General features: G+C 68.0%; 28 protein-coding genes. 12 read left to right on the forward strand and 16 right to left on the reverse strand.

The features are described from left to right. The first annotated feature begins 50 nt into the window (after window positions 1-50). The 4 genes from QP512_RS05195 to QP512_RS05210 all read left to right on the forward strand — a co-directional run bounded on the left by QP512_RS05195 (window position 51) and on the right by QP512_RS05210 (window position 3,566). The gene (locus tag QP512_RS05195; RefSeq protein WP_286071992.1) at window positions 51-518 is read left to right on the forward strand and encodes a DUF2975 domain-containing protein; all 468 of its coding nucleotides are present in this window, start codon (window positions 51-53) and stop codon (window positions 516-518) included. Continuing rightward, complete coding sequence (locus QP512_RS05200) at window positions 518-742, forward strand: helix-turn-helix transcriptional regulator (protein ID WP_005408494.1); 225 nt, start codon at window positions 518-520, stop codon at window positions 740-742. The genes QP512_RS05195 and QP512_RS05200 overlap by 1 nt, the downstream gene beginning before the upstream one ends. A gap of 43 nt (window positions 743-785) precedes the next feature. After that, window positions 786-2,327, forward strand: a complete 1,542-nt coding sequence (locus QP512_RS05205; protein ID WP_286071203.1) for a TerC family protein — start codon at window positions 786-788, stop codon at window positions 2,325-2,327. 102 nt (window positions 2,328-2,429) lie between these two features. Further along, entirely contained in the window at window positions 2,430-3,566 is a 1,137-nt protein-coding gene (locus QP512_RS05210) for a metallophosphoesterase (protein ID WP_286071204.1), read from the forward strand. Window positions 3,567-3,702: 136 nt separating this feature from the next. Here QP512_RS05210 and QP512_RS05215 read toward each other — a convergent pair whose 3' ends face one another. The 5 genes from QP512_RS05215 to QP512_RS05235 all read right to left on the reverse strand — a co-directional run bounded on the left by QP512_RS05215 (window position 3,703) and on the right by QP512_RS05235 (window position 7,246). After that, complete coding sequence (locus tag QP512_RS05215) at window positions 3,703-4,341, reverse strand: ferric reductase-like transmembrane domain-containing protein (RefSeq protein WP_286071205.1); 639 nt, start codon at window positions 4,339-4,341, stop codon at window positions 3,703-3,705. A 52-nt stretch (window positions 4,342-4,393) separates the two neighbouring features. Next, on the reverse strand, window positions 4,394-5,128 hold the full coding sequence (locus QP512_RS05220) for a putative DNA-binding domain-containing protein (protein ID WP_286071206.1): 735 nt from the start codon (window positions 5,126-5,128) through the stop codon (window positions 4,394-4,396). Beyond that, window positions 5,121-5,966 carry a DUF692 domain-containing protein gene (locus QP512_RS05225; RefSeq protein WP_286071207.1) on the reverse strand — a complete coding sequence of 282 codons (846 nt, stop codon included), beginning with the start codon at window positions 5,964-5,966 and terminating at the stop codon, window positions 5,121-5,123. The genes QP512_RS05220 and QP512_RS05225 overlap by 8 nt, the downstream gene beginning before the upstream one ends. A 58-nt stretch (window positions 5,967-6,024) precedes the next feature. Beyond that, a complete protein-coding gene (locus QP512_RS05230) occupies window positions 6,025-6,501 on the reverse strand; it encodes an EF-hand domain-containing protein (RefSeq protein ID WP_286071208.1) in 477 nt (158 codons plus the stop codon). 100 nt (window positions 6,502-6,601) lie between these two features. Then, window positions 6,602-7,246 (reverse strand): DoxX family protein, encoded by a 645-nt coding sequence (locus tag QP512_RS05235; protein ID WP_286071209.1) that lies wholly within the window; start codon window positions 7,244-7,246, stop codon window positions 6,602-6,604. Between the two features lie 369 nt (window positions 7,247-7,615). On the opposite strand from QP512_RS05235, the gene QP512_RS05240 reads away from it, so the two are divergent. From QP512_RS05240 to QP512_RS05265, 6 genes are all read left to right on the forward strand, one after another. Next, a complete protein-coding gene (locus QP512_RS05240) occupies window positions 7,616-8,410 on the forward strand; it encodes an alpha/beta hydrolase (RefSeq protein WP_286071210.1) in 795 nt (264 codons plus the stop codon). Window positions 8,411-8,413: 3 nt separating this feature from the next. Further along, complete coding sequence (locus tag QP512_RS05245; RefSeq protein WP_286071211.1) at window positions 8,414-8,959, forward strand: redoxin family protein; 546 nt, start codon at window positions 8,414-8,416, stop codon at window positions 8,957-8,959. Window positions 8,960-9,016: 57 nt separating this feature from the next. Further along, entirely contained in the window at window positions 9,017-9,757 is a 741-nt protein-coding gene (locus QP512_RS05250) for a response regulator transcription factor (protein WP_286071212.1), read from the forward strand. After that, window positions 9,754-11,067, forward strand: coding sequence for a HAMP domain-containing sensor histidine kinase (locus QP512_RS05255; RefSeq protein ID WP_286071213.1), 1,314 nt, complete (start codon window positions 9,754-9,756; stop codon window positions 11,065-11,067). Before QP512_RS05250 ends, QP512_RS05255 begins: the two co-directional genes overlap by 4 nt. Before the next feature lie 128 nt (window positions 11,068-11,195). Then, a complete protein-coding gene (locus QP512_RS05260; protein ID WP_286071214.1) occupies window positions 11,196-12,209 on the forward strand; it encodes a hypothetical protein in 1,014 nt (337 codons plus the stop codon). 78 nt (window positions 12,210-12,287) lie between these two features. Beyond that, window positions 12,288-13,547 carry an MFS transporter gene (locus QP512_RS05265; RefSeq protein WP_286071215.1) on the forward strand — a complete coding sequence of 420 codons (1,260 nt, stop codon included), beginning with the start codon at window positions 12,288-12,290 and terminating at the stop codon, window positions 13,545-13,547. Between the two features lie 4 nt (window positions 13,548-13,551). Here QP512_RS05265 and QP512_RS05270 read toward each other — a convergent pair whose 3' ends face one another. Next, the gene (locus QP512_RS05270; protein ID WP_286071216.1) at window positions 13,552-14,499 is read right to left on the reverse strand and encodes a nucleoside hydrolase; all 948 of its coding nucleotides are present in this window, start codon (window positions 14,497-14,499) and stop codon (window positions 13,552-13,554) included. 151 nt (window positions 14,500-14,650) lie between these two features. Between QP512_RS05270 and QP512_RS05275 the strand changes: the two genes are divergently transcribed. Both QP512_RS05275 and QP512_RS05280 read left to right on the forward strand, forming a co-directional pair. Further along, window positions 14,651-15,109: a hypothetical protein gene (locus tag QP512_RS05275; RefSeq protein WP_286071217.1), complete on the forward strand. Its 459-nt coding sequence runs from the start codon at window positions 14,651-14,653 to the stop codon at window positions 15,107-15,109. 31 nt (window positions 15,110-15,140) lie between these two features. Then, on the forward strand, window positions 15,141-15,467 hold the full coding sequence (locus QP512_RS05280; RefSeq protein WP_286071218.1) for a hypothetical protein: 327 nt from the start codon (window positions 15,141-15,143) through the stop codon (window positions 15,465-15,467). 64 nt (window positions 15,468-15,531) lie between these two features. Here QP512_RS05280 and QP512_RS05285 read toward each other — a convergent pair whose 3' ends face one another. The 10 genes from QP512_RS05285 to QP512_RS05330 all read right to left on the reverse strand — a co-directional run bounded on the left by QP512_RS05285 (window position 15,532) and on the right by QP512_RS05330 (window position 26,399). After that, window positions 15,532-16,251, reverse strand: coding sequence for a GntR family transcriptional regulator (locus tag QP512_RS05285; RefSeq protein ID WP_286071219.1), 720 nt, complete (start codon window positions 16,249-16,251; stop codon window positions 15,532-15,534). Between the two features lie 217 nt (window positions 16,252-16,468). Next, window positions 16,469-17,836, reverse strand: coding sequence for an SLC13 family permease (locus QP512_RS05290; RefSeq protein WP_286071220.1), 1,368 nt, complete (start codon window positions 17,834-17,836; stop codon window positions 16,469-16,471). A 104-nt stretch (window positions 17,837-17,940) separates the two neighbouring features. Beyond that, window positions 17,941-18,861, reverse strand: coding sequence for a malonate decarboxylase subunit epsilon (gene mdcH, locus QP512_RS05295; protein WP_286071221.1), 921 nt, complete (start codon window positions 18,859-18,861; stop codon window positions 17,941-17,943). Further along, a complete protein-coding gene (gene mdcB, locus QP512_RS05300; protein ID WP_286071222.1) occupies window positions 18,858-19,715 on the reverse strand; it encodes a triphosphoribosyl-dephospho-CoA synthase MdcB in 858 nt (285 codons plus the stop codon). The genes mdcH and mdcB overlap by 4 nt, the downstream gene beginning before the upstream one ends. Further along, window positions 19,712-20,353 (reverse strand): malonate decarboxylase holo-[acyl-carrier-protein] synthase, encoded by a 642-nt coding sequence (mdcG, locus tag QP512_RS05305; RefSeq protein WP_286071223.1) that lies wholly within the window; start codon window positions 20,351-20,353, stop codon window positions 19,712-19,714. Before mdcG ends, mdcB begins: the two co-directional genes overlap by 4 nt. Next, complete coding sequence (gene mdcE / locus QP512_RS05310) at window positions 20,346-21,056, reverse strand: biotin-independent malonate decarboxylase subunit gamma (protein ID WP_286071224.1); 711 nt, start codon at window positions 21,054-21,056, stop codon at window positions 20,346-20,348. The genes mdcG and mdcE overlap by 8 nt, the downstream gene beginning before the upstream one ends. Further along, window positions 21,053-21,961 carry a biotin-independent malonate decarboxylase subunit beta gene (locus QP512_RS05315; RefSeq protein WP_286071225.1) on the reverse strand — a complete coding sequence of 303 codons (909 nt, stop codon included), beginning with the start codon at window positions 21,959-21,961 and terminating at the stop codon, window positions 21,053-21,055. Before QP512_RS05315 ends, mdcE begins: the two co-directional genes overlap by 4 nt. After that, window positions 21,958-22,278, reverse strand: a complete 321-nt coding sequence (gene mdcC, locus QP512_RS05320; protein ID WP_286071226.1) for a malonate decarboxylase acyl carrier protein — start codon at window positions 22,276-22,278, stop codon at window positions 21,958-21,960. Before mdcC ends, QP512_RS05315 begins: the two co-directional genes overlap by 4 nt. A gap of 10 nt (window positions 22,279-22,288) precedes the next feature. Further along, entirely contained in the window at window positions 22,289-23,932 is a 1,644-nt protein-coding gene (gene mdcA / locus QP512_RS05325; protein WP_286071227.1) for a malonate decarboxylase subunit alpha, read from the reverse strand. Between the two features lie 274 nt (window positions 23,933-24,206). Further along, window positions 24,207-26,399, reverse strand: coding sequence for a TonB-dependent siderophore receptor (locus QP512_RS05330; protein ID WP_286071228.1), 2,193 nt, complete (start codon window positions 26,397-26,399; stop codon window positions 24,207-24,209). Between the last annotated feature and the right edge of the window lie 97 nt (window positions 26,400-26,496).

A 26,496-nucleotide genomic window follows, 5' to 3' on the forward strand; every position in this document is an offset into this window, starting at 1 on the left:
CGCGAGGCTTGTTCACCCTGGCCCAGGCCGCCGTACAGGCTGTGCGGGCGATGTGCTGGCTGGGCATCCTGGCCGCACTGCTGGCGGTGCTGCTGGTGGCCCACGACCGCCGCTGGCTGCTCGACAGCGTGCACGACAGCGCCGCTGCCGCCGCGCATGGCAATGATCTGTTCCTGCACTTCTCCCTGGGCCTGGGCGCGATCGTCACGCTGCTGGTGCTGTGCCTGCTGTTCCTGCGCCATCTGCTGAGGCTGCTGAAGTCGGCGGCGCGCGAGCGGCCGTTCACCCACGCCAATGCACGGCGCCTGCAGCGCATGGCCTGGCTGATGCTGTCGATGGAACTGCTGTCGATCCTGATCGGTGCCTATGCGGCCTGGATGGGCCCGGATTTCACCTGGATGGAAGTCGGTGGTGGCATGTCGATCACTGGCCTGGTGGCCGTGCTGATGTTGTTCGTGCTTGCGCGCGTCTTCGCCGTGGGCGCAGCCATGCGCGATGACCTCGATGGTGTCATCTGATGGCGATCGTCATCACCCTGGACCGCATGCTGCAGGAACGGGGCATGACCCTGTCCGAGCTGGCCGGGCGCATCGACATCACCCTGGCCAACCTGTCGATCCTGAAGACCGGCAAGGCGCGAGCCATCCGCTTTTCCACCCTTGACGCGATCTGCCGCGAGCTGCAGTGCACGCCCGGCGACCTGCTCGGGCATGACCCGGCGCAGGCACAGGACGCTGACTGAGTGATCGCTTTTTTCCCTCACCTACTGACGAAACGGACCTGAAATGGAATGGTTGGCTGACCCCTCGATATGGATGGGCCTTGCAACCCTGGTCGTGCTGGAGATCGTTCTCGGCATCGACAACCTGGTGTTCATCGCGATCCTTGCCGACAAGCTTCCGCCGCACCAGCGCGACCGCGCGCGCGTGATCGGCCTGGCGCTGGCCCTGCTGATGCGGCTGGTGCTGCTGGCGGCGTTGGCGTGGATCATGAAATTGACCGAACCGCTGCTGACGCTGTTTGACCACAGCTTCTCCGGACGCGACCTGATCCTGCTGGGCGGTGGCCTGTTCCTGCTGTTCAAGGGCACCATGGAGCTGCACGAGCGGCTGGAAGGCCGCCAGCACGAGGACAACGGCAGGAAGGTCTACGCCAGCTTCGCGATGGTCGTGGCACAGATCGTGGTACTCGACGCGGTGTTCTCGCTGGACTCGGTGATCACTGCGGTCGGCATGGTCGACAACCTGGGCGTGATGTACGCCGCAGTGACCATCGCGATGGCATTGATGCTGTTGGCCAGCAAGCCGCTGACCCGCTTCGTCAACAAGCATCCCACGGTGGTGGTGCTGTGCCTGGGCTTCCTGCTGATGATCGGTTTCAGCCTGGTGGCCGAGGGCCTGGGCTACAAGATCCCCAAGGGCTACCTGTACGCGGCCATTGCCTTCTCGATCCTCGTTGAGGGATTCAACCAGTGGGTGCGCTTCAACCGCGAGCGCAACGAGCGTCGCCAGCCGTTCCGCCAGCGCACTGCCGATGCGGTGCTGCGCATGCTGGGCGCGCGCCCGGCCAATGGCCACGACGACGAAAGCGCTGACGAAAACGTCGATGCCGAAGAGCGCCTGCAGCCGGCCGAGCACGAGATGATCCGCAGCGTGCTGGGCCTGGCCGACCGTCCGGTGTCGAGCGTGATGACCGTGCGCGCCGACGTGCAGTGGATCGACCTGGCCCGTGGCCAGGAAGACGTGGTGGCACGCCTGGTGGCGTCGCCGCACACCCGCCTGCTGGTCGGCGACGGTGATCTGGACAGCCTGCGCGGCGTGGTGCAGAGCCGCGATCTGCTGGCCGACCTGCTGCAGGGCAGGCCGCTGCAGCTGGAAGGCAACCTGCGCGAGCCGCAGTACGTGCTGTCCAGCGCCAGTGCGCTGCAGGCGCTGGAGCTGATCCGCCAGCATCCGGTGCCGTTGGCGGTGGCAGTGGACGAGTACGGCAGCGTGGAAGGCCTGGTGACGGCCAACGACCTGCTGGCGGCGATTGCCGGTGATCTGGTCGATACCCAGGACGAACGCTATGGCGTGATCGCGCAGGGGGAAGGCCAGTGGGAGGCCGATGGCGCGTTGACCCTGGATGACCTGCAGCGCCTGGCTGGCGTGTCGCTGCCGCGCAGTGCCGACTACATGACCATCTCCGGACTGGTGCTGGAGCAGTTGGGACGCCTGCCGGACATCGGTGATGCGGTGGACGTGGCCGGCGTGCGCATCACTGTGCTCGCGATGGAGAAGCGCCGCATTGCCCGCCTGCGGGTGGAACACCTCGACCAGCCGTTGTAGGGCCGAGCCCATGTTCGGCTTCGGGGATGCAGCCGAGCATGGCTCGGCTCTACACAACATGGCCCGCAGCCGTCACCATGGCGGGCCCGTTTTTTGTCATGGATGGTTGCAGTGCTGAGTACGATCGGTTTGTTGATGGGCCTGTATGTGGCCTGGCGCCTGTTCTGGCCGCTGCGCATGCCCATCGGGTTGAAGGTCGTGCTGTCGCTGCTGATGGTGGCTGTGGCCGTGCAGCTGCGCATCGTGGCGACCTTCTGGGGCACGATGGCGTCGCCGGAAATTCCGAAAATGGCGATCGCCGCGCTGGCGACCGGCTCCACTGCGGTGCTGCTGCTGGCGTTGGTGATGCTGGTACTGGACGCCGGCCTGCTGGTTTCGCGCCTGCTGCGTTGGCCGTGCATGGTATCGGCCCTGCGTGCACCGAAGCTGCGGCCGCTGGTCGGCCTGCTGGCCCTGCTGGTGAGTGGCTATGGGATCAGCCAGGGCATGGCCGTACCCAAGCCCCGGCAGATCGACGTGGCGATCAAGGATCTGCCGGCCGCATTCGACGGCTATCGCGTGCTGCAGCTGACCGACATCCACGCCAGCCGCCTGCTGACCGGCGAGTGGGTGCGCAGGGTGGTGGCCGAGAGCAACGCGTTGAAGCCGGACCTGATCGTGATCACTGGCGATCTGATCGATGGCAGCGTCGAGGCCCGTCGCGACGACGCGCGTCCGTTGGCCGATCTGCAGGCGCCGGACGGCGTCATTGCCATCACCGGCAACCACGAGTACTACGCGCAGTACCAGGACTGGATGCAGGCGTTCCGCGCGCTGCACATGCAGGTGCTGGAGAACAGTCATCTGCAGGTACGACGCGGCGATGCGGCGCTCACCATCGCCGGTGTCACCGACCCGGTGGCGGCACGCTACGGCCTGCCGCTGCCGGATCTCCAGGCTGCACTGGAGGGTGCCGATCCGTCCGCACCGGTGATCCTGCTCGATCACCGCCCACGCAATGCGCGTGAGGCCGCTGCGCGCGGTGTGAAGCTGCAGTTGTCCGGGCATACCCACGGCGGGCAGATCATCGGCATGGACCAGCTGGTGAGGCGGGCCAATGGTGGTTTCGTGTCCGGCCGCTACGAGGTGGACGGGATGACCCTGTACGTGAGCAATGGCGCTGGCCTGTGGGCCGGATTCCCCGCGCGCATCGGGGTGCCCTCGGAAATCACCCTGATCACGCTGCGCCGTGCCGCGTGACCTGAAGTGGGGTCAGATCCCTTTCCGCGGGGAATTCGCTGTCTATCGTGCTGGGATCCCTCTGTAGAGCCGAGCCCATGCTCGGCTGAACCAGGGGCAGCCGAGCATGGGCTCGGCTCTACAGGTAACGGCCTCCTCAGGAACTCCACAGCGGCGGCCGCGCATGCGCATTGCGCCGCAGCGACTGCGCCCGCTTGGCGATCGCACGCACCACGACAGCGGTGAAGAGCAACGCGGAGGGCACCGCGTACCAGAAGTTGCCGGGCACGCGCTTGAAGTACGAATAGGTGAACACTGCGGCGATGATCCACATGCCGGTCACGTGCAGGCGACGCCACGCGGTGGGGCCCATGCGGCGGGCGATGCCACGATGCGAGGTGATGGCCAGGGCGAGGATGGCTACATAGCCGATCGTGCCCGGCAGGTTGGCCAGGGCCGAGCGCGCCGGCCAGAACGCGGGGTTGAGGATGCCGAAGGCGGTGATCGCTACTGCATGCAGCAGGTGCGAGAACGCGAACGACAGGCCGACGATGCGACGCTCGCGCAACAGGAAGCGGGTGAACGGACCGGGCAGCAGGCTGGCGAACGAGGAGGCGGTGAAGGCGGCCAGGAACAGCAGGAACGATGTGCGTGCCGTCACCCGGATCGCCGCGCGGCTGCCCTCGACCACGTCGGGCTGCAGGGCGAACGCCGCCAGTGCGAAGGCGATCAGGACCACGGCGATGGCCACGAACAGGCGCCAGCCGTGCAGGGAGGAGGTATTCGAAACAGCCATGATCAGACCTCGAAGAATGGAGATGGGTGGCACTGGCCTCTGGCCGGCACCTTCAACAGTCGCTAGGCACAACCAGCACGCCGGCCCCGCACAGCTCGCCCAGCAGCGGAGTGCAGGCTGTGCGCAGTTCGTCGGCGGCCACGCCCTGCAGGTCGGCCAGTCCCTGCAGCGCGTCTTCCGCACGGGCGCCGTCATCGCCGAACGCCGACAGCAGCGCATATGCCAGCGGTGCAAGTTCCTGCACCTGCAGGCTGAAGTCATCCAGGCGTCGCAGCAGCAGCAACGTCGGCACCGTGGTCGGCGCACCGCTCAGCCCGGCATCCTCATTCACAGGCCACTGGTAGCCCACCACCCGCACCAGCGGAGACAGTGCAAGCACGCTGCCTGCCTGTGGCGCATGCAATGGCTGCTGGCCGGCGTCACGCGCTTCAATGTGCAGTGCCTGCTGCGTGCTTTCGTAATGCGCCAGTTCCGCCACCCAGCCTGGCAGCGCGAGGTCTGCCTGCACGCCCAGCCACGCGGCGAATTCGCCGGCGATCTGCGGGAACAGCGGGGTGTGGCAGGCATGCCCCGTGTAGTAGTGGTCCACGGTGTCGCGCCAGCAGGCATCACCCAGCTGCGCCTGCAGGCGCGGCAGGCTGCCTGCCAGCAGGCTGCCCAGGTTGTCGATGCAGAGGCGGCGGTAGACTGCCATCAGCCGTGCATCGACGCCCTCAGGCGCGGGCATCGATGGGTCGCGTACATGGTCGGCCCAGCGCTGCTGCAGGGTGCCCAGCGGCTCAGCCATGGGCCACCTCGGGCAGCAGCACATCGGCCTGCGCGTGGCGGATCTGCTCGACCTCGGCCAGCAGCTCGGCCAAAGGCGGGAAGTTGAAATCGCGCTCCAGCAGGGTGGGGCGTACGCCGACACGTGCATATGCCTCACGCAGCAGCGCCCAGACCACGCCCTTCACCGGCGCGCCGTGGGTGTCGATCTTGAAGCCATCGTCCTCGTCGAAGTGGCCGGCCACGTGCAGCGAGGCGACGCGATGCGCCGGCACGCGTGCCAGGAAATCGAAGGCGTCGTAGCCGTTGTTGCAGGCGTTGACGAAGACATTGTTGACGTCCAGCAGCAGGTCGCAGTCGGCCTCGGCCAGCACTGCAGTGATGAAGTCGATCTCGCTCATGTCCGCACCCGGCACGGCGTAGTAGGAGATGTTCTCCACGGCGATGCGCCGGCCCAGTGTGTCCTGCACCTGGCGGATGCGACCGGCAACGTGACGCACGGCCTCGGCGGTGAACGGTAATGGCAGCAGATCGTAGACATGGCCACCGGCGGCGCAGTAGCTCAGGTGTTCGCTGTACAGCTGCACCTGGTGCAGATCGAGGAAGGCGCGCGTCTGTCCCAGCAGCGTGCGATCCAGCGGGTCCGGACCACCCAGCGACAGCGATAGGCCGTGGCAGGTCAGGCGATGGCGCTCACTCAACTGGCGCAGCGCCGCGCCGTGGGCACCGCCAACCCCGATCCAGTTGTCCGGCGACACTTCGAGGAAGTCGATGGCATTGGCCGGCATCGCCAGCAGTTCATCGATCAGGCCACGGCGCAGGCCGAGACCAGCGCTGGCGGAAGACAGGGGCAGGGACATGCGACGGTACTCCAGGGCGGTGGCGCCGCCGCAAGGGCGGCGCCGGGTGGGGAAACGATCAGTCGTTGACGCGGGAGAACAGGCCCTTCGGCATCGGCTTGCCGTTGGCCGTGTAGACACTGCGCAGGTAGTCGTGCGCTTCCTGTTCGCTGATGTAGCCGTCGTGGTCGGTGTCGATGCGGTCGAATTCGGCGGCGCGCGTGGCCGCCACGGCGTTGAACTCGGCACGCGAGACCCGGCCGTCGTGGTCTCGGTCGGTGCGGGCAAACGAGGCGTCGCCGCACTTGCCTTCGCCACACTGGCCTTCGGCCACCCTGGCGTTGCCGGCAGGCTTGCCGGTGGCAGCCTTGTTGGCGCCGCACTTGCCTTCACCGCACTTGCCTTCGGCGGCGGCGCTCATCGCCACGGCACCGATGGCCATTGGCTGGATCGCGGCGGCCTGGCCAGCCAGCAGCAGGCCACCGGCCAGAGCGATGCCGATGGCGCCGATGCGCGGCAGACGGGAAACAGCGGTGTTCTTGGTCGAGACGGACATGATGATGACTCCTTGGGATTGGCACGCAGGGCGTGCGGGATGGACGCCGCTTGAAGGCGACGGAAACGAAGGCAAGAAGCGTGGGGAGGGGCGATGCGGATCAGGCGTTGCGGCGACGGCGCAGTACGTAGCCCAACAGCAGGGCGCCGCCGAGCAGCGCGCCACCGAAGCCGACGCCGGGCAGCAGCACGGCGACCGGCAGCAGCAGGGCGATCAGGCTAACGCCCCAGCCGAGGCCGTCGTTGCCCGCCGTGGGGCGCTGCGGGCCGGCCAACAGGCGGTCCAGGCTGAGCGCACCGCCGCCGTTGAGGATCAGTGGGAGCAGCATGGCCAGGAAGAGCAGCGGCAGCTTGAAGTTGCCGTAGCCCTGGTCGGTGATCGCATAGCCCTGCCAGAGTTCGCCCAGGCCGTTCCACTGGCCGGGCCAGTGCACAGCGGCGATGGCAACAAGGGTCAGCACCCAGAAGATGTAGGCCACCGAGCGCGTGGCCAGGCCCAGCAGCAGCATCACAGCGCCCACCAGTTCCAGCCAGGTGGCCAGCTGCCAGTTGAGTGACGCAGGCAGGGTGGAGAACGGGAACGGGAAACGCCCTTCCAGGTCGGCGAACCAGTTCTGGCCGGCCAGCTTCTCGCGGCCGGATTCAAAGAACTCCCAGGCCAGCAGGGTGCGCAGCGCCAATGGCGAGAGCCAGCGGCCGACGGCGTCCAGGCGCGGCGTGTACACGGAAGAGGCGGTGCTGATCATGGGGGTGTCCTGCGGGCCAGTGGTCGATGGAGGCCATTTCAGGCGGCGCAGGTATCGGCAACGTGTGCTGTTGCCCGGGGTTTTGTCAGCGACTGTGGCTGTGTTAGGGGTTTCGTACAGTCAGATACAAAGGCGCCGGGTCGGGCGTTCACCGGGCATGGCCTGGCGCTATCGGGTGGAGAAGGTTCCCCGCATGTACGCGCGAGGACACCCGGCTGCGGTTGCACCGGGCCATGCCCGGCGGCCGAATGTATCCAACTGTAGGAACCCGCCGCCGCCCTACAGTCCGGTACAACTCTGCCTCGCAGCGAAACAGCGCCGATACATCCCCAGGCGGAAATGGCCACTCCCAACACCGGAGTACCCCCCATGATCCGCATCACCCTGCTCGCCGCTGCCCTCGCCCTTGCTGGCGTCGCGACGCCGGCGTTCGCCGACGAGGCCGATGCCGGCGCCCCGCCCACCGTCATCCTGGTACACGGCGCCTTCGCCGATGGCTCCAGCTGGAACAAGGTCATCACCACGTTGCACGATTGGAAGCTGCCGGCGGTGGCGGTGCAGAACCCGCTCACCTCGCTGGCCGACGATGTGGCCGCCACCCGTCGCGCGATTGCCGCTGCACCGGGCAAGGTCGTGCTGGTCGGCCACAGCTGGGGCGGCACGGTCATCACCGAAGCGGGCAACGATCCCAAGGTGCAGGCGCTGGTGTACGTGGCCGCATTCGCACCGGATGCCGGGCAGTCATCGGCACAGCAGGGCGAGGGTTATCCGGTCGGCCCGGGCCTGACGCGCCTGGAGGAGAAGGACGGCTACCTGACCCTGCCAGCCGACGCCATCGCCCAGGACTTCGCACCGGATGTGATGAAGAAGACCGCCGCACTGTTGTACAGCACGCAGGTGCCATTGAAGGCCAGCGCTCTTGGTGAGCCGGTCCGCGTGGCCGCATGGCGCAGCAAGCCGAGCTGGTACGTGCTCAGCCGTGACGACCGCATGTTGTCGCCGCAGCTGCAGGCGGCCACCGCAAAGCGCATTGGCGCGCAGCTGCAATCGATCGGCAGCAGCCATGTGTCGCTGCTCTCGCACCCGGCCCAGGTGGCTGACAGCATCCTGGAAGCCGCAGGCGTGAAGCCGGCCGAACTGCCGCTGGCCGAGCAGGGGGGCTGAACGATGGCCGGGCTGCGTGTGTATGCACTGCCGTTGTTGCTGGGCCTGCTGGGTGGGGCGGCGCTGCTGATGGCCTGGCCCAGCCCGGCGGCCGATGCGCATCCGGCGCAGGCCGCTCCTGCTGCCGGGTTCGATGGCGGCGGGCCCTGGCACAACAGCCCACCGCTCGCGTTGAACCAGCTGCGAGGGCAGGTGGTGCTGGTCGAGTTCTGGACCTATGCCTGCAGCAACTGCCTCAACGTGGCACCGCATGTGCACCAGTGGCATGCACGTTACGCGCGGCAGGGCCTGCAGGTGATCGGCGTGCATACACCGGAGTTCGCCTACGAAGGCCTGCCTGGCAATGTGCGCAAGGCCATCGCGCGGCTGGATATCACCTGGCCGGTGGTGCAGGACAACCAGTACCGGATCTGGAACGCCTGGGGCAACCGCTTCTGGCCGGCGCTTTACCTGGTCGACCGGCAGGGCAGGGTGGTCTACCGCCACTACGGCGAAGGCGACTACGCACGTACCGAAAGCGAGATCCAGCGCCTGCTGGCCAGCCCCTGAGCCGCGCTACCATGGCCGCGCCGCGCGGCCTTGACCTCCGTCTTCATCGAGAACGCAATGAACCACGTACCGCACATCCTTGTCGTCGACGATGACAGCGAGATCCGCCAGATGCTGGCCGACTACCTGCAGCGCAACGGCCTGCGTGTCAGCCAGGCCGATGGCGGCCGTGCGATGCGCGCGCTGATGGATACCCACGCGGTGGACCTGGTGGTGCTGGACGTGATGATGCCCGGCGAGGACGGGCTGAGCCTGTGCCGCAACCTGCGTGCCGGCAAGCGTCGCGCGGTGCCGGTGGTGCTGCTGACCGCCCGCGACGATGAAACCGACCGCATCATCGGCCTTGAAATGGGCGCCGATGACTACGTGACCAAGCCGTTCTCCTCACGCGAACTGCTGGCGCGCATCAATGCGGTGATCCGACGCACGCAGATGCTGCCGCCGAACCTGCAGGTGAGCGAAGCCGGCCGCCAGTTGGGCTTCGGCGACTGGCGCCTGGATACCACTGCCCGCCATCTGCTGGATGCGCAGGACACCGCCTATCCGCTCAGCGGTGCGGAATTCCGCCTGCTGCGCGTGTTTCTCGACCACGCCAACCGCGTGCTCAGCCGCGACCAGCTGCTCAGCCTTACCCAGGGCCGTGATGCAGAACTGTTCGATCGTTCCATCGATCTGCTGGTCAGCCGCGTGCGCCAGCGCCTGGGCGATGACGCGCGTGAGCCCACCTACATCAAGACCGTGCGCAACGAAGGCTACGTGTTCAGCGTGCCGGTGCAGCTGCTGGGGCCGGAGGAATGAACGCCCGCGCGCGCCGCCTGCCGTGGCCGCGCACGCTGTCGGCGCGCCTGCTGCTGGTGCTGCTGGGCGGGTTGATCCTGGCCCATGCACTGTCCTTCGGTCTGTTGTTCTACGAACGCTACCAGTCCACCCGCAGCATGATGCTGCGCAACCTGGACGAGGATGTTGCAGTGAGCGTGGCCCTGCTGGAACACCTGTCGGCCGACCAGCGCCAGGCCTGGGTGCCGCGGTTGGAGCGGCGTACGTACCGCTACCTGTTGCGCCCGGCAGAGGCCGGCCCGGCATTGGAAACCGATCGTGCGCGCCAGGTCACCGCCATCATCGATGACAGCCTGGAACGCCGCTATCCGCTGCAGGCGCGGCAGGTGGCACGCCTGCCGGAACGTTTCGAAGTGGAGCTGCGCCTGCACGACGGTTCACCGTTGACCATCGAAGTAACACCGTCGGGCCTGCCGCTGGCGCGCTGGCTGCCGGCCGTGCTGCTGGCGCAGCTGGCCCTGCTGCTGGTATGCGCGTGGCTGGCGGTGCGGCTGGCATTGCGCCCGCTGCGGCAGCTCTCGCACGCCGTCGAGCAACTGCAGCCCGGCAAGGACGCACCGATGCTGCCCGAAGACGGCCCCGCCGAAGTGGGCACGGCCGCAGCCGCGCTCAATGCACTGCAGGCGCGCATCCGTGGCCATGTCAGCGAGCGGCTGCAGATTCTGGCGGCCATCTCGCACGATCTGCAGACGCCGATCACGCGCATGAAGCTGCGCGTGGAAACCCTGCCCGAAGATGCCACCCAGCAGCGCCTGCTGGATGACCTGGACCACCTGGGGCAACTGGTGCGCGAAGGCGTGGCCTATGCGCGCAGCAGCCACGTGGCCAGTGGCGCGCCGGTGGCGATGGATCTTGGCGCGTTCCTCGCCAGCGTGGTGGGCGACTATGAAGACATGGGCAAGGCGGTCAGTGGTGGCGCGCCCACAGGCCTGACCGTGCAGACCTGGCCGCAGCCGCTGCGGCGGGTGGTCGGCAACCTGGTCGACAACGCGTTGCGCTACGCCGGTAGTGCCGAGATCGAGGCGGGGCGCGATGCAGCAGGCCGGCCGTGGATCAGCGTGTCCGACCGCGGCCCCGGCATTCCGGAGGACCAGCTGCAGGCCGTGCTGGCACCGTTCCATCGGCTGGAAAGCTCACGCAACCGCGATACCGGCGGCACCGGGCTGGGCCTGGCCATCGCCGTGCAGCTGGCGCAGTCGCTGGGCGGCTCGCTGCGGCTGCACAACCGGGAGGGCGGTGGCCTGCGGGCCGAATTGCAGCTGCCGGGGTAACTGGCGGGGTCGGATCCCTTTGCGGGAGCAAAGGGCTCTGACCCGGATGTGGGATCTGCGACGTTCCTGCATGGCACCAGGATCAGCGATCATCTGCAGCGAGTGTTGAAACCAGGGAGCACTACGCAATGCAGGGACGCCAGCCTTCAATCGGGCACGCACGCCGTATCGCGCTGCTGATCAGTGCAGGGTTGCTGCTGGCCTGCCAGCGCTCGCCGGATATACCGGCCGAGCACACGCCTGCGGTCCCACCGGCGCTGATGCCGACCGCCAGCGCCGACCTCTCTCCGCTGTTGGATGCGCTGCCGACCTGTGCGCTGGACGGCTGGTACATCGACCTTCAGACCGATCGCCCGGCCCATCCCTGGCTGGCCGTGAACGCGCCGAAACCCTGCAGGGTGGATGAGGAAAACGAGATCGCCACGTTCTGCGTGCGGGGGCAATGGAAAGGATTGCCGGTGGAGGAGGTGATCCTTCCGACGATGACGTTCGTTTCGTTCCGTGGGGCGAAGATCGGCCTGCCGCTGGAGAAGGCACGTCCCATCGTCCGCCAGCGCTTCGGGGAGGAGTTCCCGGGTGGTGCGGCTTACGAAGCGGGCCGCGAGCCGAAGCTGATGGCCGATCCCGAGGATGCGCAGCGCTCGTGGCTGCTGTGCAGCACACCGGAGCCGGGAGACGACCTGGGCAACCAGGCAGGCGTGAGCTATTCAGGGATGAACCTGCCCTACGACCACGACGGATGCAGCTATCGCTACAGCCCGGTCGATTTCTGCGATGCGCAGCACGTGGCGCGCGTCGAGGAAGCCCTCAGCAACGAGAAGCCCAACTTCAACCAGCACTACCTGCTGGTGCAGGTCGATGATCGCCCCGAGTTCTTCCAGCGCTCGGTGGTGCTGGTCGACACCCGCACGGGTCGAGCCACGCCATTGCCGGTGGATGCGTTCACCGGGCCAGCGGAGAAGGGCGGAGACACCAGCCGCTACGGAACCCTGGAAACGGGCGTTGACCAGCAGCAGTTCTGCCTGGATGGCGCGCTGCTGGTCTACCGTGTGTTCGAGGAAGGACGGTTCTGCTTTGGCTTTGACGGTGAGCGCTTCACCGGGCACGGGACGCAGTACATGCAGCAGATGGATGGCCGATGACCAGTACTTCACCCCGACCGTGACACCCTGCCCGGAACCTGCACCCACGGGAACGAGGCTGTTGAAGGCGAATACGCAATGACGGTGGCGCGGCAGCGCTCGATGTGGGTGGCCGGCCTGTCCACGGTAGTGGAGTGGTACGACTTCACCCTGTACCTGTACTTCGCCACGGTGCTGTCGCGGGTGTTCTTCGGCGGTGGCGAGCAGGCGCTGCTGGCGACACTGGCCGGCTTTGCGGTGTCCTACCTGATGCGCCCGCTGGGCGCGCTGTGCTTCGGCCATCTCGGCGATCGGCTCGGCCGGCGCTGGATGCTGCTGGCGTCGATGGCGTTGATGGCCGCGGCGATGCTGGCCACCGCGCTGCTGCCGACCGCCGCCACCGCAGGCACCACCGCTGGCGTGCTGCTGCTGGTATTGCGCTGCGTGATGGCGTTTTCGGTGGGCGGCGAATACACCGGCGTGGTGGCCTACCTGCTGGAAAGCGCACCCGTGCGGCGACGAGGCCTGGTGACCTCGCTGGCGTCGGCCGCCAGTGAAGTGGGCGCGCTGCTGGCGGTGGCGATTTCCGCGCTTACGGTCGCGCTGCTGCCCACCGCGCAGCTGGACAGCTGGGGCTGGCGCATTCCGTTCTTCGTCGGTGCCGCGCTGGCGCTGGTGATCCTGGTCGCGCGCTCGGGCATGCACGAATCGCCCGAGTTCGAGCGCCAGCGGCGCGAGGGCAGCATTCCCGCCACGCCGCTTCGGCATGTGCTGCGCAATCATCCGGCAGCAGTGGTGCGCACCTTCGCGATCTCGGCGCTGGGTTCGATCACCTACTACGTGGGCATCACTTACGTGCCGGCATTCCTGCATGCGCAGGGCCACGACGAAGGCGACGCGTTGTGGCTGTCGACGATTGCGGCAGTGGCGGTGATTGCGATCACCCCGCTGTGCGGTGCGTTGTCCGACCGCGTGGGGCGCCGGCCGATGCTGCTGGGATTGACCGTGCTGGCGGCGCTGCTGCCGCTGTCGCTGTTCGCGTGGATGGCGCAGGCTTCGGTGTGGGGCATCGCGCTGGCCGCGGTGCTGCTGGCCTGCGTGGCCGGTGGCGTGAGCGCGGTCGCGGCCCCGGCCACGGCCGAGCAGTTCCCGGGCGAGGGCCGGGTAAGCGGGCTGGCATTGGGGGTGACCATGGCCACGGCGGTGTTCGGCGGCGCGACACCGTGGCTGGCGCAGTGGTGGGTGGAGCGCAGCGGCTGGGCAGCGGCGCCGGGCGCGATGATCGCGCTGGTGGCGGTGCTGGTGCTGCCGGTGCTGTGGACCCTGCCCGAGACGACCCCGGGCAGGGGCAAGCGCTAGGCGATCAGACCTTCAGGGTCTGCTCGATGTCGGCCAGTACCGCGGCCGCATCCACGCCGATGGCGACGGACTGCAGCACGTGGCCATCCCACACGCTGGGGCCGAAGCCCATGCCTTCCGGCTTCGGAATGGTCATGCCACGGGCAACGCCGTCGGTGGCCACGCGCACGCTGGCACGTTCGAACTGGAACAGCTCCGGACGGGTCAGCGCGATGCAGGCGCAGCAGTCGTGCACGACCATGCCCTTGTGGCCGGCCTGCAGGTAGAAGTCCACGTAGTCCTGCGACAGCGCACGGACCAGCTCGGCGTCGGCGCCGCCGAGGGCGGCCAGCTTGTCCAGGCCGTCGCGGTCCATTTCCACGCGGGTGGTCACGTCCAGGCCGATCGCGGTGACCGGCCAATCGGTGGTGAACACCACATCGGCTGCTTCGGCATCGCCCCAGATGTTGGCCTCTGCGGCCGGGGTGATGTTGCCGTTGACGTGGAAGGCGCCGCCCATGAGCACCACGCCGCGCACAAGGCCGGCGATGTCCGGCGCCTGCTGCAGGGCCAGGGCCAGGTTGGTCATGCGGCCGACCGCGACCAGGGTCACTTCACCCGGGTGGGCGCGGACCAGGTCGATGATCAGCTGGTGGGCCGGGCGCGCATCGGCAGCCACGTCCAGCGCAGCCGGCACCGGGTGGTTGCCCAGGCCGTTGTGGCCATGGATGTGCACCGGCCAGGCTTCCGGGGTGGCTTCCGGCTGCAGCGGGCCAGCGGCGCCGCGCGCGACCGGGGCGGCAAAGCCCCAGGCCTGCTTCAGGTACAGCGCATTGTGCGTGGTGGACTCCACCGAGGCATTGCCGAAGGTGGTGGTGACGCCGATCAGGTCGATCTGCGGGTGCTTGTGCAGGTACAGCAGGGCCAGGGCGTCGTCGACGCCCGGGTCGGTATCGAAAATGACTTTCAGCATGTTGTTGTTCTTCTTCTTCCGTGTGGTGCGGGGGGCGCCGGCGGCCCGGAGACAGGCCGGCGCGCCCTACATTGTCCCATCTTCATGACAGGCAGGGCGAACCGGGGCGGCGGTGCTATCGTCAGGGGGTATCCACGGAAGGAGAACCGCCATGAAGACCCCCGCGATCCTGCTGGCCGGCCTGTTGTGCCTGGGCGCCGTCGCGCCGGCATTGGGCACCTCGGTGGTGCCGAAGCCGCTGGAGGAAATGGTGGCGGAAGCCGGCCAGATCGTCCGCGCCAAGGTGGTCGACGTGGAGATGGTCGATGGCAAGGGACGGCGGCTGACCGATCCTGGATCGCGCACCGGGCCAGGCCTGGACAACGAAATCCGCCTGGTGCTGCAGGTGCAGGAAGTGCTGCGGCCGCGTGAGGGCAAGGTGCCGGCGACGATCCGGGTGCCGCTGTGGACGATGTGGCATTACACCTTGGGCCATATCCGCGAGGCCACGCTGGGCAGCGAAAGCCTGTTCCTGCTCAAGGGCGAGCGCCATGCACCGGTCTATCCGACGGGTTTCCAGCGGCCACTGAATGAGCGCGCGCAGATCCAGTCATTGATGGTGGCGCCATGACCGCGCCGGTTCGCTGCTGCGGAGGCATGCCATGCTGGTGGTGACTCTGGCCCTCATCGCCCTGGTGCTGGGCCTGAACCTGGTTGCCACGTATGTGGTGTTGCAGCGCGACCACGTGTCGGTGGGAGGGCGGATGGTGCAGCTGCTGCTTGTCTGGCTGCTGCCGCTGGTTGGGGCGATCCTGTGCATGGCGATCGCCACCGCCGATGGCCCGGTCAGCCGCGGTGATGGCAGCTTCGCGGGCAGCCACGATTTCTCGGGCGGGTATGCCAGTGACAGCCACGGCAGCCACAGCCATGGCGGATCGGACTGCAGCAGCGACAGCGGCGGCGGCGATGGTGGCAGCTGCGGCGATTGAGGCGCAGATAGCGATCCGCAGCCATCGGCAGCGCCGGGCCATGCCCGGCGAGGCAACAGCCAGCTCAGCCGCCGCCTTCGGTCGGCAGCGGTGCGGGCACGTTCAACAACCCACCATCGGCCACGTACGCGGCCAGCGCCTGGCCCTGGCTCAGCAGGTGCCGTTCCATCGTGCGCTCTGCCGCCTGCGCGTCACGGCGGCGGAAGCAGTCCATCAGCTCGCGATGCTCGGCCAGCGACTGCGCGGTGCGGCCCGGTGCGAGCAGCTGGCGGCCGCGATGCATCTTCAGGATGCGGTGCAGGTCGTGGGTGATACGGATCAGCCACGGGTTGCCGGCGTAGTGCTGCACGGTCTCGTGGATGAGGTAGTTGTTGCGGTAGTACTCGGCAATGTTGCCGTTGGCGGCAGCCGCTTCCATCGCCGCATGCAGGTTTTCCAACTGCTGCACGCCGGCATCGTCGATGTGCTTGACCGCCTCATGCGCGCAGCGCCCTTCCAGCATCGCCATCACCGGGAACAGCTGGTTGAGGTCTTCCAGGGTGAGCCGGGTGACTCGCGCACCGCGGCCGGCATCGATCTGCACCAGCCCTTCGGCGGCCAGCAGCTTCACCGCCTCGCGCAGCGGCGTACGGCTGATGCCGAGTTCCTCGCACAGCGCGGGTTCGTCGATCCATTCGCCCGGCGGCAGCCGGTAATCGTAGATGCGCTCGCGCACATGCTCGGCCACCTCTTCGTACAGAGGTGCGCGCTTCTTCGGCGAACGCGGGGCGGGAGCAATGGCCATGGTGGAAAGTGTACTGCCTCCCTGCGTGGAACCTGTAACGCGGTGCGGAAACACGGCTTGGTAGAGTCGACCAACGGTCGACTGCGCTTCGCATGGATGCCGAAGATCCCGCGCTGCGCGCGATAGTCGACCAATGGTCGACTCTACCCAGTCGCCTCCCCAGCCGATCCCGCCCCGTGGCTTGAAACGCGCCGGAATCGTCCAGCGCCCCTCGCACTCACATCCAGCCCGGTACCACGAAAACCAGCCAGGCCAGCAGCGGGCCGAACGCCACCACCAGGCCGCTGTACACCAGGAAGCGGCGGAACAGCGTCTCGCGCTCTTCCTTCGCGGCCGAGGCCACCACCAGCGCGCCGTTGGTCGAGAACGGGCTGACGTCGACGATGGTGGACGACACCGCCAGCGCGCAGATCACGCCGGCCGCACCCAGGTGGCCCTGCAGCAGGAAAGGCACCGCCAGCGGAATGGTCGCGCCCAGCACGGCCGCCGAGGAGGCGAATGCGGACACGATGCCGCCCACGTAGCAGACCAGCAGAGCGCCCAACAGCGGGATGCCGATGCTGGAAACACCATGGCCGATGAAGTCCACCGCACCGGCATGTTCGAGCACGCCGATGTAGGTCACCACACCGCAGATCAGCAGCACGGTGGACCAGCTGATGCCATCGACCGCACCCTTCTGGCTCTGCGGCGACAGCAGGGCCAGCGCCACCGCCACGGTGATCGACACCAGGCCGACATTGAGGTTGTAGATCAGCGCGGCCACGCCCAGGCCGAGCAGGCCGATCAGGGTGAACAGACGCTCGCGGGTGAAGCCCACCGCATCCAGCGCGGCCGGGTCATTGGACAGCGTGCCACCACCGGCGGCGACCAGCGCACCGTGGCCTTCGATGGCGAACTGCTGCGATGACGCCTGCGGGCCGCCGGCCATGGCGAGCTCGGCGTTGCCCACGCCACCGGTGGCGGTGATCGAACCGCGACGCATCAGCGCGATGCCACCGAAGGCCAGGAAGCAGATGATCGCCATCATGAAGTTGAAGCCGAGGCTGGTCAGGAACACCGCCATTTCGGTCACTTCCAGGCCGGCCTTCTGCACGACGCCATTGGTGATGCTGCCGTACACGCTGATCGGCGAGAAACCACCGGCCTGCGCACCATGGATCACCAGCAGGCCCATCATCAGCGGGTTGATGGTGTACTGCTTGGCAAAGCGCAGCGCGACCGGGCCGATGATCGCCACCGCGGCCGGGCCCAGCGCGCCGAACGCGGTCAGCACGGCGGTGATGACGAACATCACCCACGGAATGGCCACGATGTGGCCACGCACGGCTTTCACCGCCCAGTGCACCAGCAGGTCGATGGTGCCGTTCTTCTGTGCGATGGCGAACAGGTAGGTGATGCCGACCAGGGTCAGGAACAGGTCACCGGGGAAGCCGGCGAGCACGTCCTTGCCACCCATGTCGACGAAGATCCCGCCGATGATGAAGGCGAGGGCGAAAGCCACCGCACCCATGTTGATGGGCATCGCGGTAGCGACGATGAACATGATCACCAGACCGATGATCGTTGCGATTTGTGGACTCATGCGCCCTCCCAGACACGTGACTCGGGTACAGCTCGGATGGAGACCCGCCATCCCGGGGTAAGGCGTCGTACTACGTGATGCGTGATACGTACTGCTCGAACCCGTTACTGCAGCCGCTCCAGCGCGCTGCGGACCCATGCCGCCGCGCCGTCCAGGCTCTGGAACTCTTCCACCGCGCGCACCTCGCAGCACGGGTAGGACGGCGCGACCATGCGCGCCAGTGCATTGCCCGGGCCCAGCTGCAGGAATACCCGCGCGCCGCGCTCGAAGGCCTGGCGCATCACCTGCGCCCATTCAATGGTCTGTGCCAGCTGCGCCGACAGCGTGTGCACCGCTGCCGCGCGGTCCCGCACCGGGCGCGCATCAATGCCGGCCAGCAACGGCAGGCGCGGGGCCTGCAGCGGCGAGTCATCGAGTGCGGCGGCGAACGGTGCGACGGCAGCGTGCAGCAGCGGCGTATGCGCGGGGACGTGCACCGGCAGCGGGCGGATCTCAGCAGCCTGCGCGCGCGCGGCATCGGCCAGGGCCTGCAGGGACGCCGGCGTGCCGCCGACGATGAAGTGATCGCGACCGTTGGCGATGGCCACATGCGCGCCGTGCGCATCACACAGCGGCTGCAGCGTCTGGCGCTCCAGCCCCAGCACGGCCTGCATGCCTGCATCGGTGGGGCTGGCGGCATCCATCAGACGCGCGCGCTGCGCGGCCAGGGCCAGGCAGGTGCTTGCATCAACGCTGCCGGCCACCGCATGCGCGGCCAGTTCACCGATGCTGTAGCCGGCCACCAGCAGCGGTGCCGGCAGCGCCTCGCGCAGGCCGTGCCAGTGCGCCAGCGTTGCGGCACACAGCAGCGGTTGCGCCAGTGCGTTGTCGAAGCGTGCTTCGTCGGCGGCGGCCGCGAACACATCACGGCCGAGCACAGCGCTGGCTGACGTCAGCACGTCGCGGGCCGCGGGCAGCTCGCGCACGCGGTCGAACATCGCCGCGTGCTGCGCACCTTGTCCGGGGCAGAGCAGGGCAAGGCTCATGCGCCCTCCTGCTGCAGCAGGAACCAGCTGCAGGCCAGCAGGTCGGCGCTGCCCCCTGGGCTCAGGCGGCGCGCGACGAAGCCCTCACCGATGCCGTGCAGGCGAGTTTCCCAGCCGGGTGCGAAGGCACCGCCCGCCTCGATGAAGCGGCGCGCCTGCTGCTGCGCCCAGGTCAAGCCGTCGGCGCCGCCACGGTGCAGCAGGTTGAGATCGTCCACCTGCGCGACCAACTGCATCAGGGTCTGGCACAGCGCCGCACCACGCGGCAGGCCGTTGTGCAGGGCATGGCGCAGGGTCGGTACGGCCAGGTCGCGCAGCACGGGGTAACCGGCGGCGGCCTGTTCGCGCACGCCCGGCACACCATGGCGCGCGCGCGCCCGCTGGCCGGGGCTGTTCGCATCCAGCGGCGCCGCGGCGAACGCATCGGCCCAGTGCTGCACGGCCAGGCAGATCTGCGCGGCGGGCGCGGGGTGGCCCTGCTGGCGGCGGCAGCGTGCGGCAGCGGCCACCAGCAGGCCCAGGCTGAAGATGGCACCGCGATGGGTATTGATGCCGCCGGTGGCGCGCAGCATCGCGTGCTCGGCGGCGATGCCGTGCGCGCGCAGGGTGGCGAAAGGCGCATCAGCAGCGCCGGCGTCGGCAATCGCGATGAAGTAGTGGCGCAGCGCGAACAGGCTGCGCAGGAACGTACCGGCATCCATGTCGTCATGGCTGCCGGTATCGAACGGCGTGACCAGGCCCGGCTTGGGCGCGCAGGCCAGTTCGGCATGCAGGCTGGCGATGGCCAGGCGGCCCAAGCGCGCGCTGTCGACGCGGCGCGCGATGGGGCGGGTGGCATAGGCGAGTGCGTTCATGCGGCCACTCCGGTGGCCACCAACAGCCGTTCGCGGGCTTCGAGCGCGGCACCTTCCAGGCGCTTGACCAGTACCTGGCGGCTGCCACCGGCGTATTCGCGCCAGTTCACCGCGCCGCCGTCGGCCAGGCACAGTTCGCCATCCACCCGACGGCCGTGCTCGGCTTCCCACTGCTGCAGTCGCGCCACCAGTGCATCGGCCTGTGCCGTGGCGTCCACCTGCCACAGCAGGTCGATGTCCGATGCGGCATGCACATAGGGCAGGCCACTCAGGTGCTGCCAGGCGAAGGCACCGAACACACGGGCAGGCGCAAGGCGCGCCAGTGCGTGCAGCGCGGCCTGCCAGTCGTTGGCAACGCCGGTGGTGAGGATGGTTTCCAGCGTCGGCGGTGGCTGCTGGCGCAGCACGTCATGCAGCGGCACGCGCAGCCCCAGCCGCTGCTTGCCTTCGCTCGGCGGCAGCGGCACGCCCAGGCGCAGGCGCGGGTCGGGATCATCCACGGCACGCCGCGCCACCATCGCGGGCAGCCCCTGCGCGAACCACGTCGCCAGGCGCGGTTCCTGCGCGGCCACGTCGGCCCGCCAGTCGGCAAGCGCCGACAGCCAGACCAGCGTGTGGCGGGCGGGCCGGTCAGGCATCGCCGCGGGCCACCGCAATGCAGACATCGGCCGCCAACGCACGGCCACCACGTTCGGCGCCGCGTGCGGCACGCAGGTCGCCGTCGCTGGGCGTACGCAGCGCCTGCAGCAGGTGCTGGGCAAGGTCGCCGTCCCACAGCGATTCGACCGCGCCCATCGATACGTAGTTGGCCACGCCCGGAGCGAACACCGGTGAGCTCTGGCTGAGCGCCTGCAGCTTGTCCAGCGGTTGCTTGGTGACCCGCGCCATCGCGCGCAGGTCCATCACCCGCACCTGTGCATCGGGCAGGGCATGGATGTGGTCGGCCATCAGGCCGAAAGACAGGAAGCCGCCGCTCACCGATTCGCCGTAGACCAAGGTGACCAGGCGCGCGCCACGACGGCGGGCCAGGTCGATCGTCTGCGCGAGGTGGGCGAAGTAACCGTTGATGCCCAGCAGTTCATCGCGGCGGGCCAGGCGCTGGCCGGCGGTGTCGGCCAGCATCACGATCGGTCGCTGCGGGTGTGCGGCGGTACTGGCCAGCACGGTTTCGGCCAGCGCCAGCGCGTGGTCGACGCCGACCTCGATGCGGTCGGTGGTGCCGATCACCGTCACTTCGCCATCTTCGGTAGTGGCCGTACCGGTCAGCACCGAATCGTGGATGTCGATGCGGTGGCCGCGCGGGAACAGGGCGTCGAGCAGGGTCTGCAGCGGGGCGCTCATGGCAGGCTCCGGTCGGCGGTGGCGGCGAGGAAGGCGTCGGTGTCCAGCAGCGGCAGGCGTTCGGGCTCGGCAATGCCTTGGCGGGCCCAGATCTCCAGTCCATCGCGGCAGTCGCCCCAGGCCTGCACGCGTGCCTTCAGCGCGGCGTGACGGGCCTGCAGGGCGCTCAAGGCGGTGTCGGTATCGCGGCTGGCGGCGTCGACCTGCAATGCATTGGCGGCGGCGCGGGCGAAGGCTTCGATCGAATCGGGCACCAGCACCTGCGCCTGGTCGATCAGATAGCGGTGCTTGCCGCCGGTGACGCGCCAGACCAGTGCGCGGTCGCGCGAATCGAACTCTTCCACGCCGCGCACGGTCTCGATCACTTCCGGCCCGGACAGCGACAGCCGGCCTTCCTCGGACATGATGACGGTGGTGCAGCAGCGGGCGACGATGCCCATGCCGCCGAACGCGCCATTGCCGCTGCCGATCAGCGCCACGACTGGAACGCCGGCGGAGCGTGCGCCCAGCGTGGCGCGCATGATTTCGGAAATAGCGATCAGACCGGCATTGGCTTCGTGCAGTCGCACGCCGCCGGTATCCAGCAGCAGGAGCACGCCATCAGGCTGCGTTTCCGCCGCGCGGCGCAGGAGGCCGGTCAGCTTGGCGCCGTGCACTTCGCCGACGCCACCGCCCATGAATCCACCCTGCTGCGCGGCCAGCAGCACGCGCCTGCCCTGCAGCGTCGCTTCACCGACGACGATGCCATCGTCGAAGGCGGCTGGCTGATCAAGCTGGGCCAGGTGCGGGCTCATGATGCGCCGTGCGGGGCCGAGGAATTCGCGGAATGAACCGGCGTCGACCAGGCCGGCGATGCGTTCGCGTGCATCGGCTTCGTAATAGCTGTGGCGTTGCACGTGGCTCATGGCGTGCCTCCGGCCAGCAGGGTTTCCGCGGCCTGGTCCAGGCGCAGGCTGACCACGGCCGGGGTCGCACCGGCGTCGTTGATCGAGACGCGCACGTCGCGCAGGGGATGGCGCTGGGCGAAATCGGCGATGACCGCCTGCCAGATGGTGCCGAAGCCCTGCGCGGCGGTGATGATGCGCACCGTCATTGCGCCGTCCAGTGCGGCGGGTTCCAGCAGGATTTCCAGGTTGCCCGAGGCGAGCACGCCCACCAGCACCGCATCGCGCGGGAACCGCACGGGGGTACGGCCGTCGAATCGATAGTCGAGGGTTTCCATGCTCAGTCCCTTACCAGTTGCGGAAGCGCTTGGGCGGGTCGTACAGTCCGCCGGACCAGCGCACCAGGTCCTTGACCGAACGCGCGGCCAGCAGGTCACGGCTGGCATCGCGCGGTGAGATGCCAAGATCTTCAGGACGACGGATCACGCCGCGGTCGCGCAGGTTCTCCACCGTCGCGCGGTCGCGGCCAAGGCCGACGGCGGTGTAGCCGGAGACGCCGCGGATCGCCTGTTCGCGTTCCTCCGGCGTGCGGCACAGCAGCAGGTTGGCGATGCCTTCCTCGGTCAAGACGTGGCTGACGTCGTCGCCGTAGATCATCACCGGCGGCAGCGGCATGTCCGCGCGCTCGGCCAGTTCCCAGGCGTCCAGTCGTTCAACGAAGGCCGGCGCCATGTGCTCGCGGAAGGTTTCCACCATCTGCACCACCAGCTTGCGCCCGCGCGGCATCTCGCCCGGTCGCGCGGCCTGTTGGCCAGCCTTGATCCACGCGTCGCTGGCGTGGCGGCGTCCGCGTGCGTCCGAACCCATGTTGGGTGCGCCACCGAAACCGGCGATGCGGTCGCGGGTGGCGGTGGAGCTGTTGCCCTGCAGGTCGATCTGCAGGGTCGAGCCGATGAACATGTCGCAGGCATACAGGCCGGCGGTCTGCGAGAACGCGCGGTTGGAGCGCATCGAACCGTCTGCACCGGTGAAGAACACATCGCCACGTGCGGCGATGTACTTCTCCATGCCCAGTTCCGAACCGAACGAATGCACCGATTTGACGAAGCCCGATTCGATCGCCGGAATGAGCGCCGGGTGCGGGTTCAGCGCCCAGTGCTGGCAGATCTTTCCCTTCAGCCCCAGCGATTCAGCGTAGGTCGGCAGCAGCAGCTCGATGGCCGCGGTGTCGAAGCCGATGCCATGGTTGAGGCGGTTGACGCCGTACTCGGCGTAGATGCCCTTGATGGCCATCATCGCCATCAGCACCTGGATCTCGGAGATCTGCGCGGGGTCGCGGGTGAACAGCGGTTCGATGTGGTTCGGGCGCGGTGCCTGCACCACGAAGTTGACCCAATCAGCGGGGATATCGACGCGGGGGAGGGTGTCGACGATTTCGTTGACCTGGGCGATGACGATGCCGCCACCGAAGGCGGTGGCTTCGACGATCACCGGGGTGTCTTCGGTGTTCGGGCCGGTGTAGAGGTTGCCGTGGCGGTCGGCGGCCTGCGCGGCGACCAGCGCCACGCGCGGGGTGAGGTCGATGAAGTAGCGCCCGAAAAGTTCCAGATAGGTGTGGATGGCACCGATCTGGATGCGCTTTTCGGCCACCAGGTTGGCCAGCCGCACCGACTGCGGGCCGGAAAACGAGAAATCCAGCTTCGAAGCGATGCCGCGCTCGAACACATCCAGGTGCGAGGGCAGGGACAGCACCGACTGCACCATGTGCAGGTCGTGCACGCGGGCGGGGTCCAGGTCGGCCAAGGCCTGGGCGAGGAAGTCGGCCTGCTTCTGGTTGTTGCCCTCGAGGCAGACCTTGTCGCCCGGTTCCAGCAGGGCGTGCAGCAGTTCGGCCACATCCGCGGCGGCGACCTCGCGGCCCCTGGCCCATGGCGCGGCCCGTTCCAGGCGGGCCTGGCGGCTGCGTTCCAACGTGTCCCAGCTCGGGTTCATCGACCGGCTTCCGATTGGTATTGGAATAATTACGGCATAATTACCGAGGGATGTGCAACCCGCAGCGCAGCAAAAAAAAGGGCCCGCACGCAGGCGGGCCCATTCAGATAGGCCGCGACCGTCGGTCGTGGCAGTGCGGGGAGGCAGGTGTCGATCAACGGTCGGCACCCACCGCGCTTGCGCCGGTAGTTCCAGGGCATGCGTGGATAGGGCCCCGGTGTGGGGTCAGAGCCCTTTCCTGCGGAAAGGGATCCGACCCCGGCATGCGGCGGGCTTAGAATTTCCAGCGCAGGCTGGCCGACACGAAGCGCGGCTCGCCGAAGTTGTTGTAGTCCAGGTTGGCCCAGTAGGTCTTGTCCAGCGCGTTGCGCACGCTCAGCGTCGCGGTCCAGTTGTCGCTGATGCGGTAGTTGGCGTTGAACTGCACCAGCGAGTACGCCGGCTGGTTCACTGTGACCGTGCCGCCCAGCGGATACGCGATGTTGTAGCCCTGCACCTTGCTCTGCCACTGCACCCCGCCACCGATGCTCAGTCGTTCCAGCGCGCCGCGCAGCTGCAGCTGCGTGTTGAGCTGCAGCAGGTCCTTGGGCGGGTTGGCGTACAGCAGGTCGGTGGCGGCGCGGGTCACCTTGACGTGAGTGTAGCCGGCGTTGACCGTCCACCCCGGCAGGATCTCGCCATTGACGTCCATCTCCCAGCCGCGCGCCTTGGTGCCGTTGACGCCGATGTAGGCCGAGGTGCCATCGCTCAGCGAGCCTTCCGGTACGCCCATGTCACGCACTGCATAGTTGTCCTGCTTGGCTTCGAACACGGCGGCGTTGGCGGTCAGGCGGCCATCGAACCACTGCGTCTTGATGCCTGCCTCCAGGTTCGAACCCTGCACCGGCGCCAGCAGGTTCTCGTTGCGGTCCTTGTAGTTCTGCGGATTGAAGATCTCGGTGTAGCTGGCGTAGGCCGACACATTGGGGGTGATGTCGTAGACCAGGCCCACGTACGGGGTGACTTCATCGCTCACCTTGTAGGCGCCGCTGGTGCCGGTATAGGCGCCTGCCGCGTTGTAGGAGCGGCTGAGGGTTTCCCAGCGGCTTAGCCGCGCGCCTGCAATCAGCGACAGCGGATCGGCCAGGCGCAGGCGGGTGGCCAGGTACACGCCACTCTGCGTGGTCTTGGCTACGCGGCGTGCGCCGGTACGACGGTAGGTCACTTCGGAGATGTCGCCGTTCCAGCTGTACACATTGGGGATGTAGTAGCAGCGTTCGCTGCCACAGCGCGCCCAGTCGGTCGGGTAGTTCAGCGCGAGGGTGTTCGTCGTGCCTTCCAGGTCCGACCACTGCGCGCCAACGGTGAGGTCGTGCTCGCGGCCGAACAGGTCGAAGCTGCCGGTCAGGTAGGCGTCGACGTTGCGGCGGGTGTCCTTGGAATCACCGGCGGCCGCGCGCAGGAAGATGCCCGAGCCGGTCACCGGGTCCGGGTTGCCGGTGCCGTACAGGCGCACGTTCTGCACGTTGCCACGGGTGTAGGCGGTGTTGATCTTCAGCAGCCAGTTGTCACCGAAGCGCTGTTCGAGGTTGGCGAACGCGGTGTTGCTCTCGCGCTTCCAGTAGCTCCACTTCGGCGACAGGTTGGTCGAACGCGGCAGGTGGGCGAAGTTGCCCTGGTTGTCGAAGAACGGCACGGTGCCCCAGGTCGAGCCGGTCGGGTTGTTGTCCTGGCTCTGGTAGCCGAGGGTGATCGTGGTGCTGTCGGTGACGTCGCCTTCCAGCACCGCCATGCCGGCCATCTTGTTCTCGTCGTAGCGATCGTAATACAGGCCACGATCGGTATAGGCGGCGACCACGCGGCTGCGGAAACGGCCATCATCGGTCAGCGGCGCAGTCACGTCCGCCTCCATGCGCCGGTAGTCCCAGCTGCCGGCGCTGATCGCGAACGAGGCATCGAACTCCTTGCCCGGGCGCTTGCGCAGCAGGTTGACCGTGGCCGAGGGCACGCCGGCGCCACTGAGCAGGCCGTTGGCACCGCGGATCACTTCGATGCGGTCATAGAAGGCGGTGTCGTACTCCTGGTTGGTCGAACCGCTGTAGGTCGGGATGCCGTCGACCTGGAAGTCAGTGATGGCGAAGCCGCGTGCGTAGTACAGCGGCCGCTGGGTGTCATAGAAGGACACGCTGACGCCGGTGACGTTGCGCATCACGTCGTTGATGCTGAACAGCGATTCGTCCTGCAGGCGCTTCAGGCTGATCGCCGTGGCCGACTGCGGGGTTTCCTGCAGCGTGATCGGCAGGCGGGTGGTGCTGGATGGCGGAGCGGACTGCTCGGCACGGACGCTGACCCGGTCCAGGGTCTTGGCATCGGCTGAGCCGTCGGCGGCAGCAAACGCGCTGGGCGCCGCCAGCAGGGACAGCGACGAAAGCAGGGCAGCCGGCAGCAGCGCGCGGCGGGGCAGGCGGTTACGCAGGGTCAAGGACATGGTGGGCTCGAGGCTTGGAAGCGGGGAAGGGTGGCGACAGTCGTCCAGTACCCGGGGCGGCGGCTTCGGGCACATCAGGTCCATCTGGGAGGGCGCG

Origin of the sequence: Stenotrophomonas sp. 57 (assembly GCF_030291075.1) — a bacterium.
GTDB lineage: Bacteria > Pseudomonadota > Gammaproteobacteria > Xanthomonadales > Xanthomonadaceae > Stenotrophomonas.

Coding starts and splice junctions, on each gene's coding strand:
- QP512_RS05195 (WP_286071992.1), top strand. CDS start 51: ATGTGCTGGCTGGGCATCCTGGCCGCACTGCTGGCGGTGCTGCTGGTG.
- QP512_RS05200 (WP_005408494.1), top strand. CDS start 518: ATGGCGATCGTCATCACCCTGGACCGCATGCTGCAGGAACGGGGCATG.
- QP512_RS05205 (WP_286071203.1), top strand. CDS start 786: ATGGAATGGTTGGCTGACCCCTCGATATGGATGGGCCTTGCAACCCTG.
- QP512_RS05210 (WP_286071204.1), top strand. CDS start 2,430: ATGGTTGCAGTGCTGAGTACGATCGGTTTGTTGATGGGCCTGTATGTG.
- QP512_RS05215 (WP_286071205.1), bottom strand. CDS start 4,341: ATGGCTGTTTCGAATACCTCCTCCCTGCACGGCTGGCGCCTGTTCGTG.
- QP512_RS05220 (WP_286071206.1), bottom strand. CDS start 5,128: ATGGCTGAGCCGCTGGGCACCCTGCAGCAGCGCTGGGCCGACCATGTA.
- QP512_RS05225 (WP_286071207.1), bottom strand. CDS start 5,966: ATGTCCCTGCCCCTGTCTTCCGCCAGCGCTGGTCTCGGCCTGCGCCGT.
- QP512_RS05230 (WP_286071208.1), bottom strand. CDS start 6,501: ATGTCCGTCTCGACCAAGAACACCGCTGTTTCCCGTCTGCCGCGCATC.
- QP512_RS05235 (WP_286071209.1), bottom strand. CDS start 7,246: ATGATCAGCACCGCCTCTTCCGTGTACACGCCGCGCCTGGACGCCGTC.
- QP512_RS05240 (WP_286071210.1), top strand. CDS start 7,616: ATGATCCGCATCACCCTGCTCGCCGCTGCCCTCGCCCTTGCTGGCGTC.
- QP512_RS05245 (WP_286071211.1), top strand. CDS start 8,414: ATGGCCGGGCTGCGTGTGTATGCACTGCCGTTGTTGCTGGGCCTGCTG.
- QP512_RS05250 (WP_286071212.1), top strand. CDS start 9,017: ATGAACCACGTACCGCACATCCTTGTCGTCGACGATGACAGCGAGATC.
- QP512_RS05255 (WP_286071213.1), top strand. CDS start 9,754: ATGAACGCCCGCGCGCGCCGCCTGCCGTGGCCGCGCACGCTGTCGGCG.
- QP512_RS05260 (WP_286071214.1), top strand. CDS start 11,196: ATGCAGGGACGCCAGCCTTCAATCGGGCACGCACGCCGTATCGCGCTG.
- QP512_RS05265 (WP_286071215.1), top strand. CDS start 12,288: ATGACGGTGGCGCGGCAGCGCTCGATGTGGGTGGCCGGCCTGTCCACG.
- QP512_RS05270 (WP_286071216.1), bottom strand. CDS start 14,499: ATGCTGAAAGTCATTTTCGATACCGACCCGGGCGTCGACGACGCCCTG.
- QP512_RS05275 (WP_286071217.1), top strand. CDS start 14,651: ATGAAGACCCCCGCGATCCTGCTGGCCGGCCTGTTGTGCCTGGGCGCC.
- QP512_RS05280 (WP_286071218.1), top strand. CDS start 15,141: ATGCTGGTGGTGACTCTGGCCCTCATCGCCCTGGTGCTGGGCCTGAAC.
- QP512_RS05285 (WP_286071219.1), bottom strand. CDS start 16,251: ATGGCCATTGCTCCCGCCCCGCGTTCGCCGAAGAAGCGCGCACCTCTG.
- QP512_RS05290 (WP_286071220.1), bottom strand. CDS start 17,836: ATGAGTCCACAAATCGCAACGATCATCGGTCTGGTGATCATGTTCATC.
- mdcH (WP_286071221.1), bottom strand. CDS start 18,861: ATGAGCCTTGCCCTGCTCTGCCCCGGACAAGGTGCGCAGCACGCGGCG.
- mdcB (WP_286071222.1), bottom strand. CDS start 19,715: ATGAACGCACTCGCCTATGCCACCCGCCCCATCGCGCGCCGCGTCGAC.
- mdcG (WP_286071223.1), bottom strand. CDS start 20,353: ATGCCTGACCGGCCCGCCCGCCACACGCTGGTCTGGCTGTCGGCGCTT.
- mdcE (WP_286071224.1), bottom strand. CDS start 21,056: ATGAGCGCCCCGCTGCAGACCCTGCTCGACGCCCTGTTCCCGCGCGGC.
- QP512_RS05315 (WP_286071225.1), bottom strand. CDS start 21,961: ATGAGCCACGTGCAACGCCACAGCTATTACGAAGCCGATGCACGCGAA.
- mdcC (WP_286071226.1), bottom strand. CDS start 22,278: ATGGAAACCCTCGACTATCGATTCGACGGCCGTACCCCCGTGCGGTTC.
- mdcA (WP_286071227.1), bottom strand. CDS start 23,932: ATGAACCCGAGCTGGGACACGTTGGAACGCAGCCGCCAGGCCCGCCTG.
- QP512_RS05330 (WP_286071228.1), bottom strand. CDS start 26,399: ATGTCCTTGACCCTGCGTAACCGCCTGCCCCGCCGCGCGCTGCTGCCG.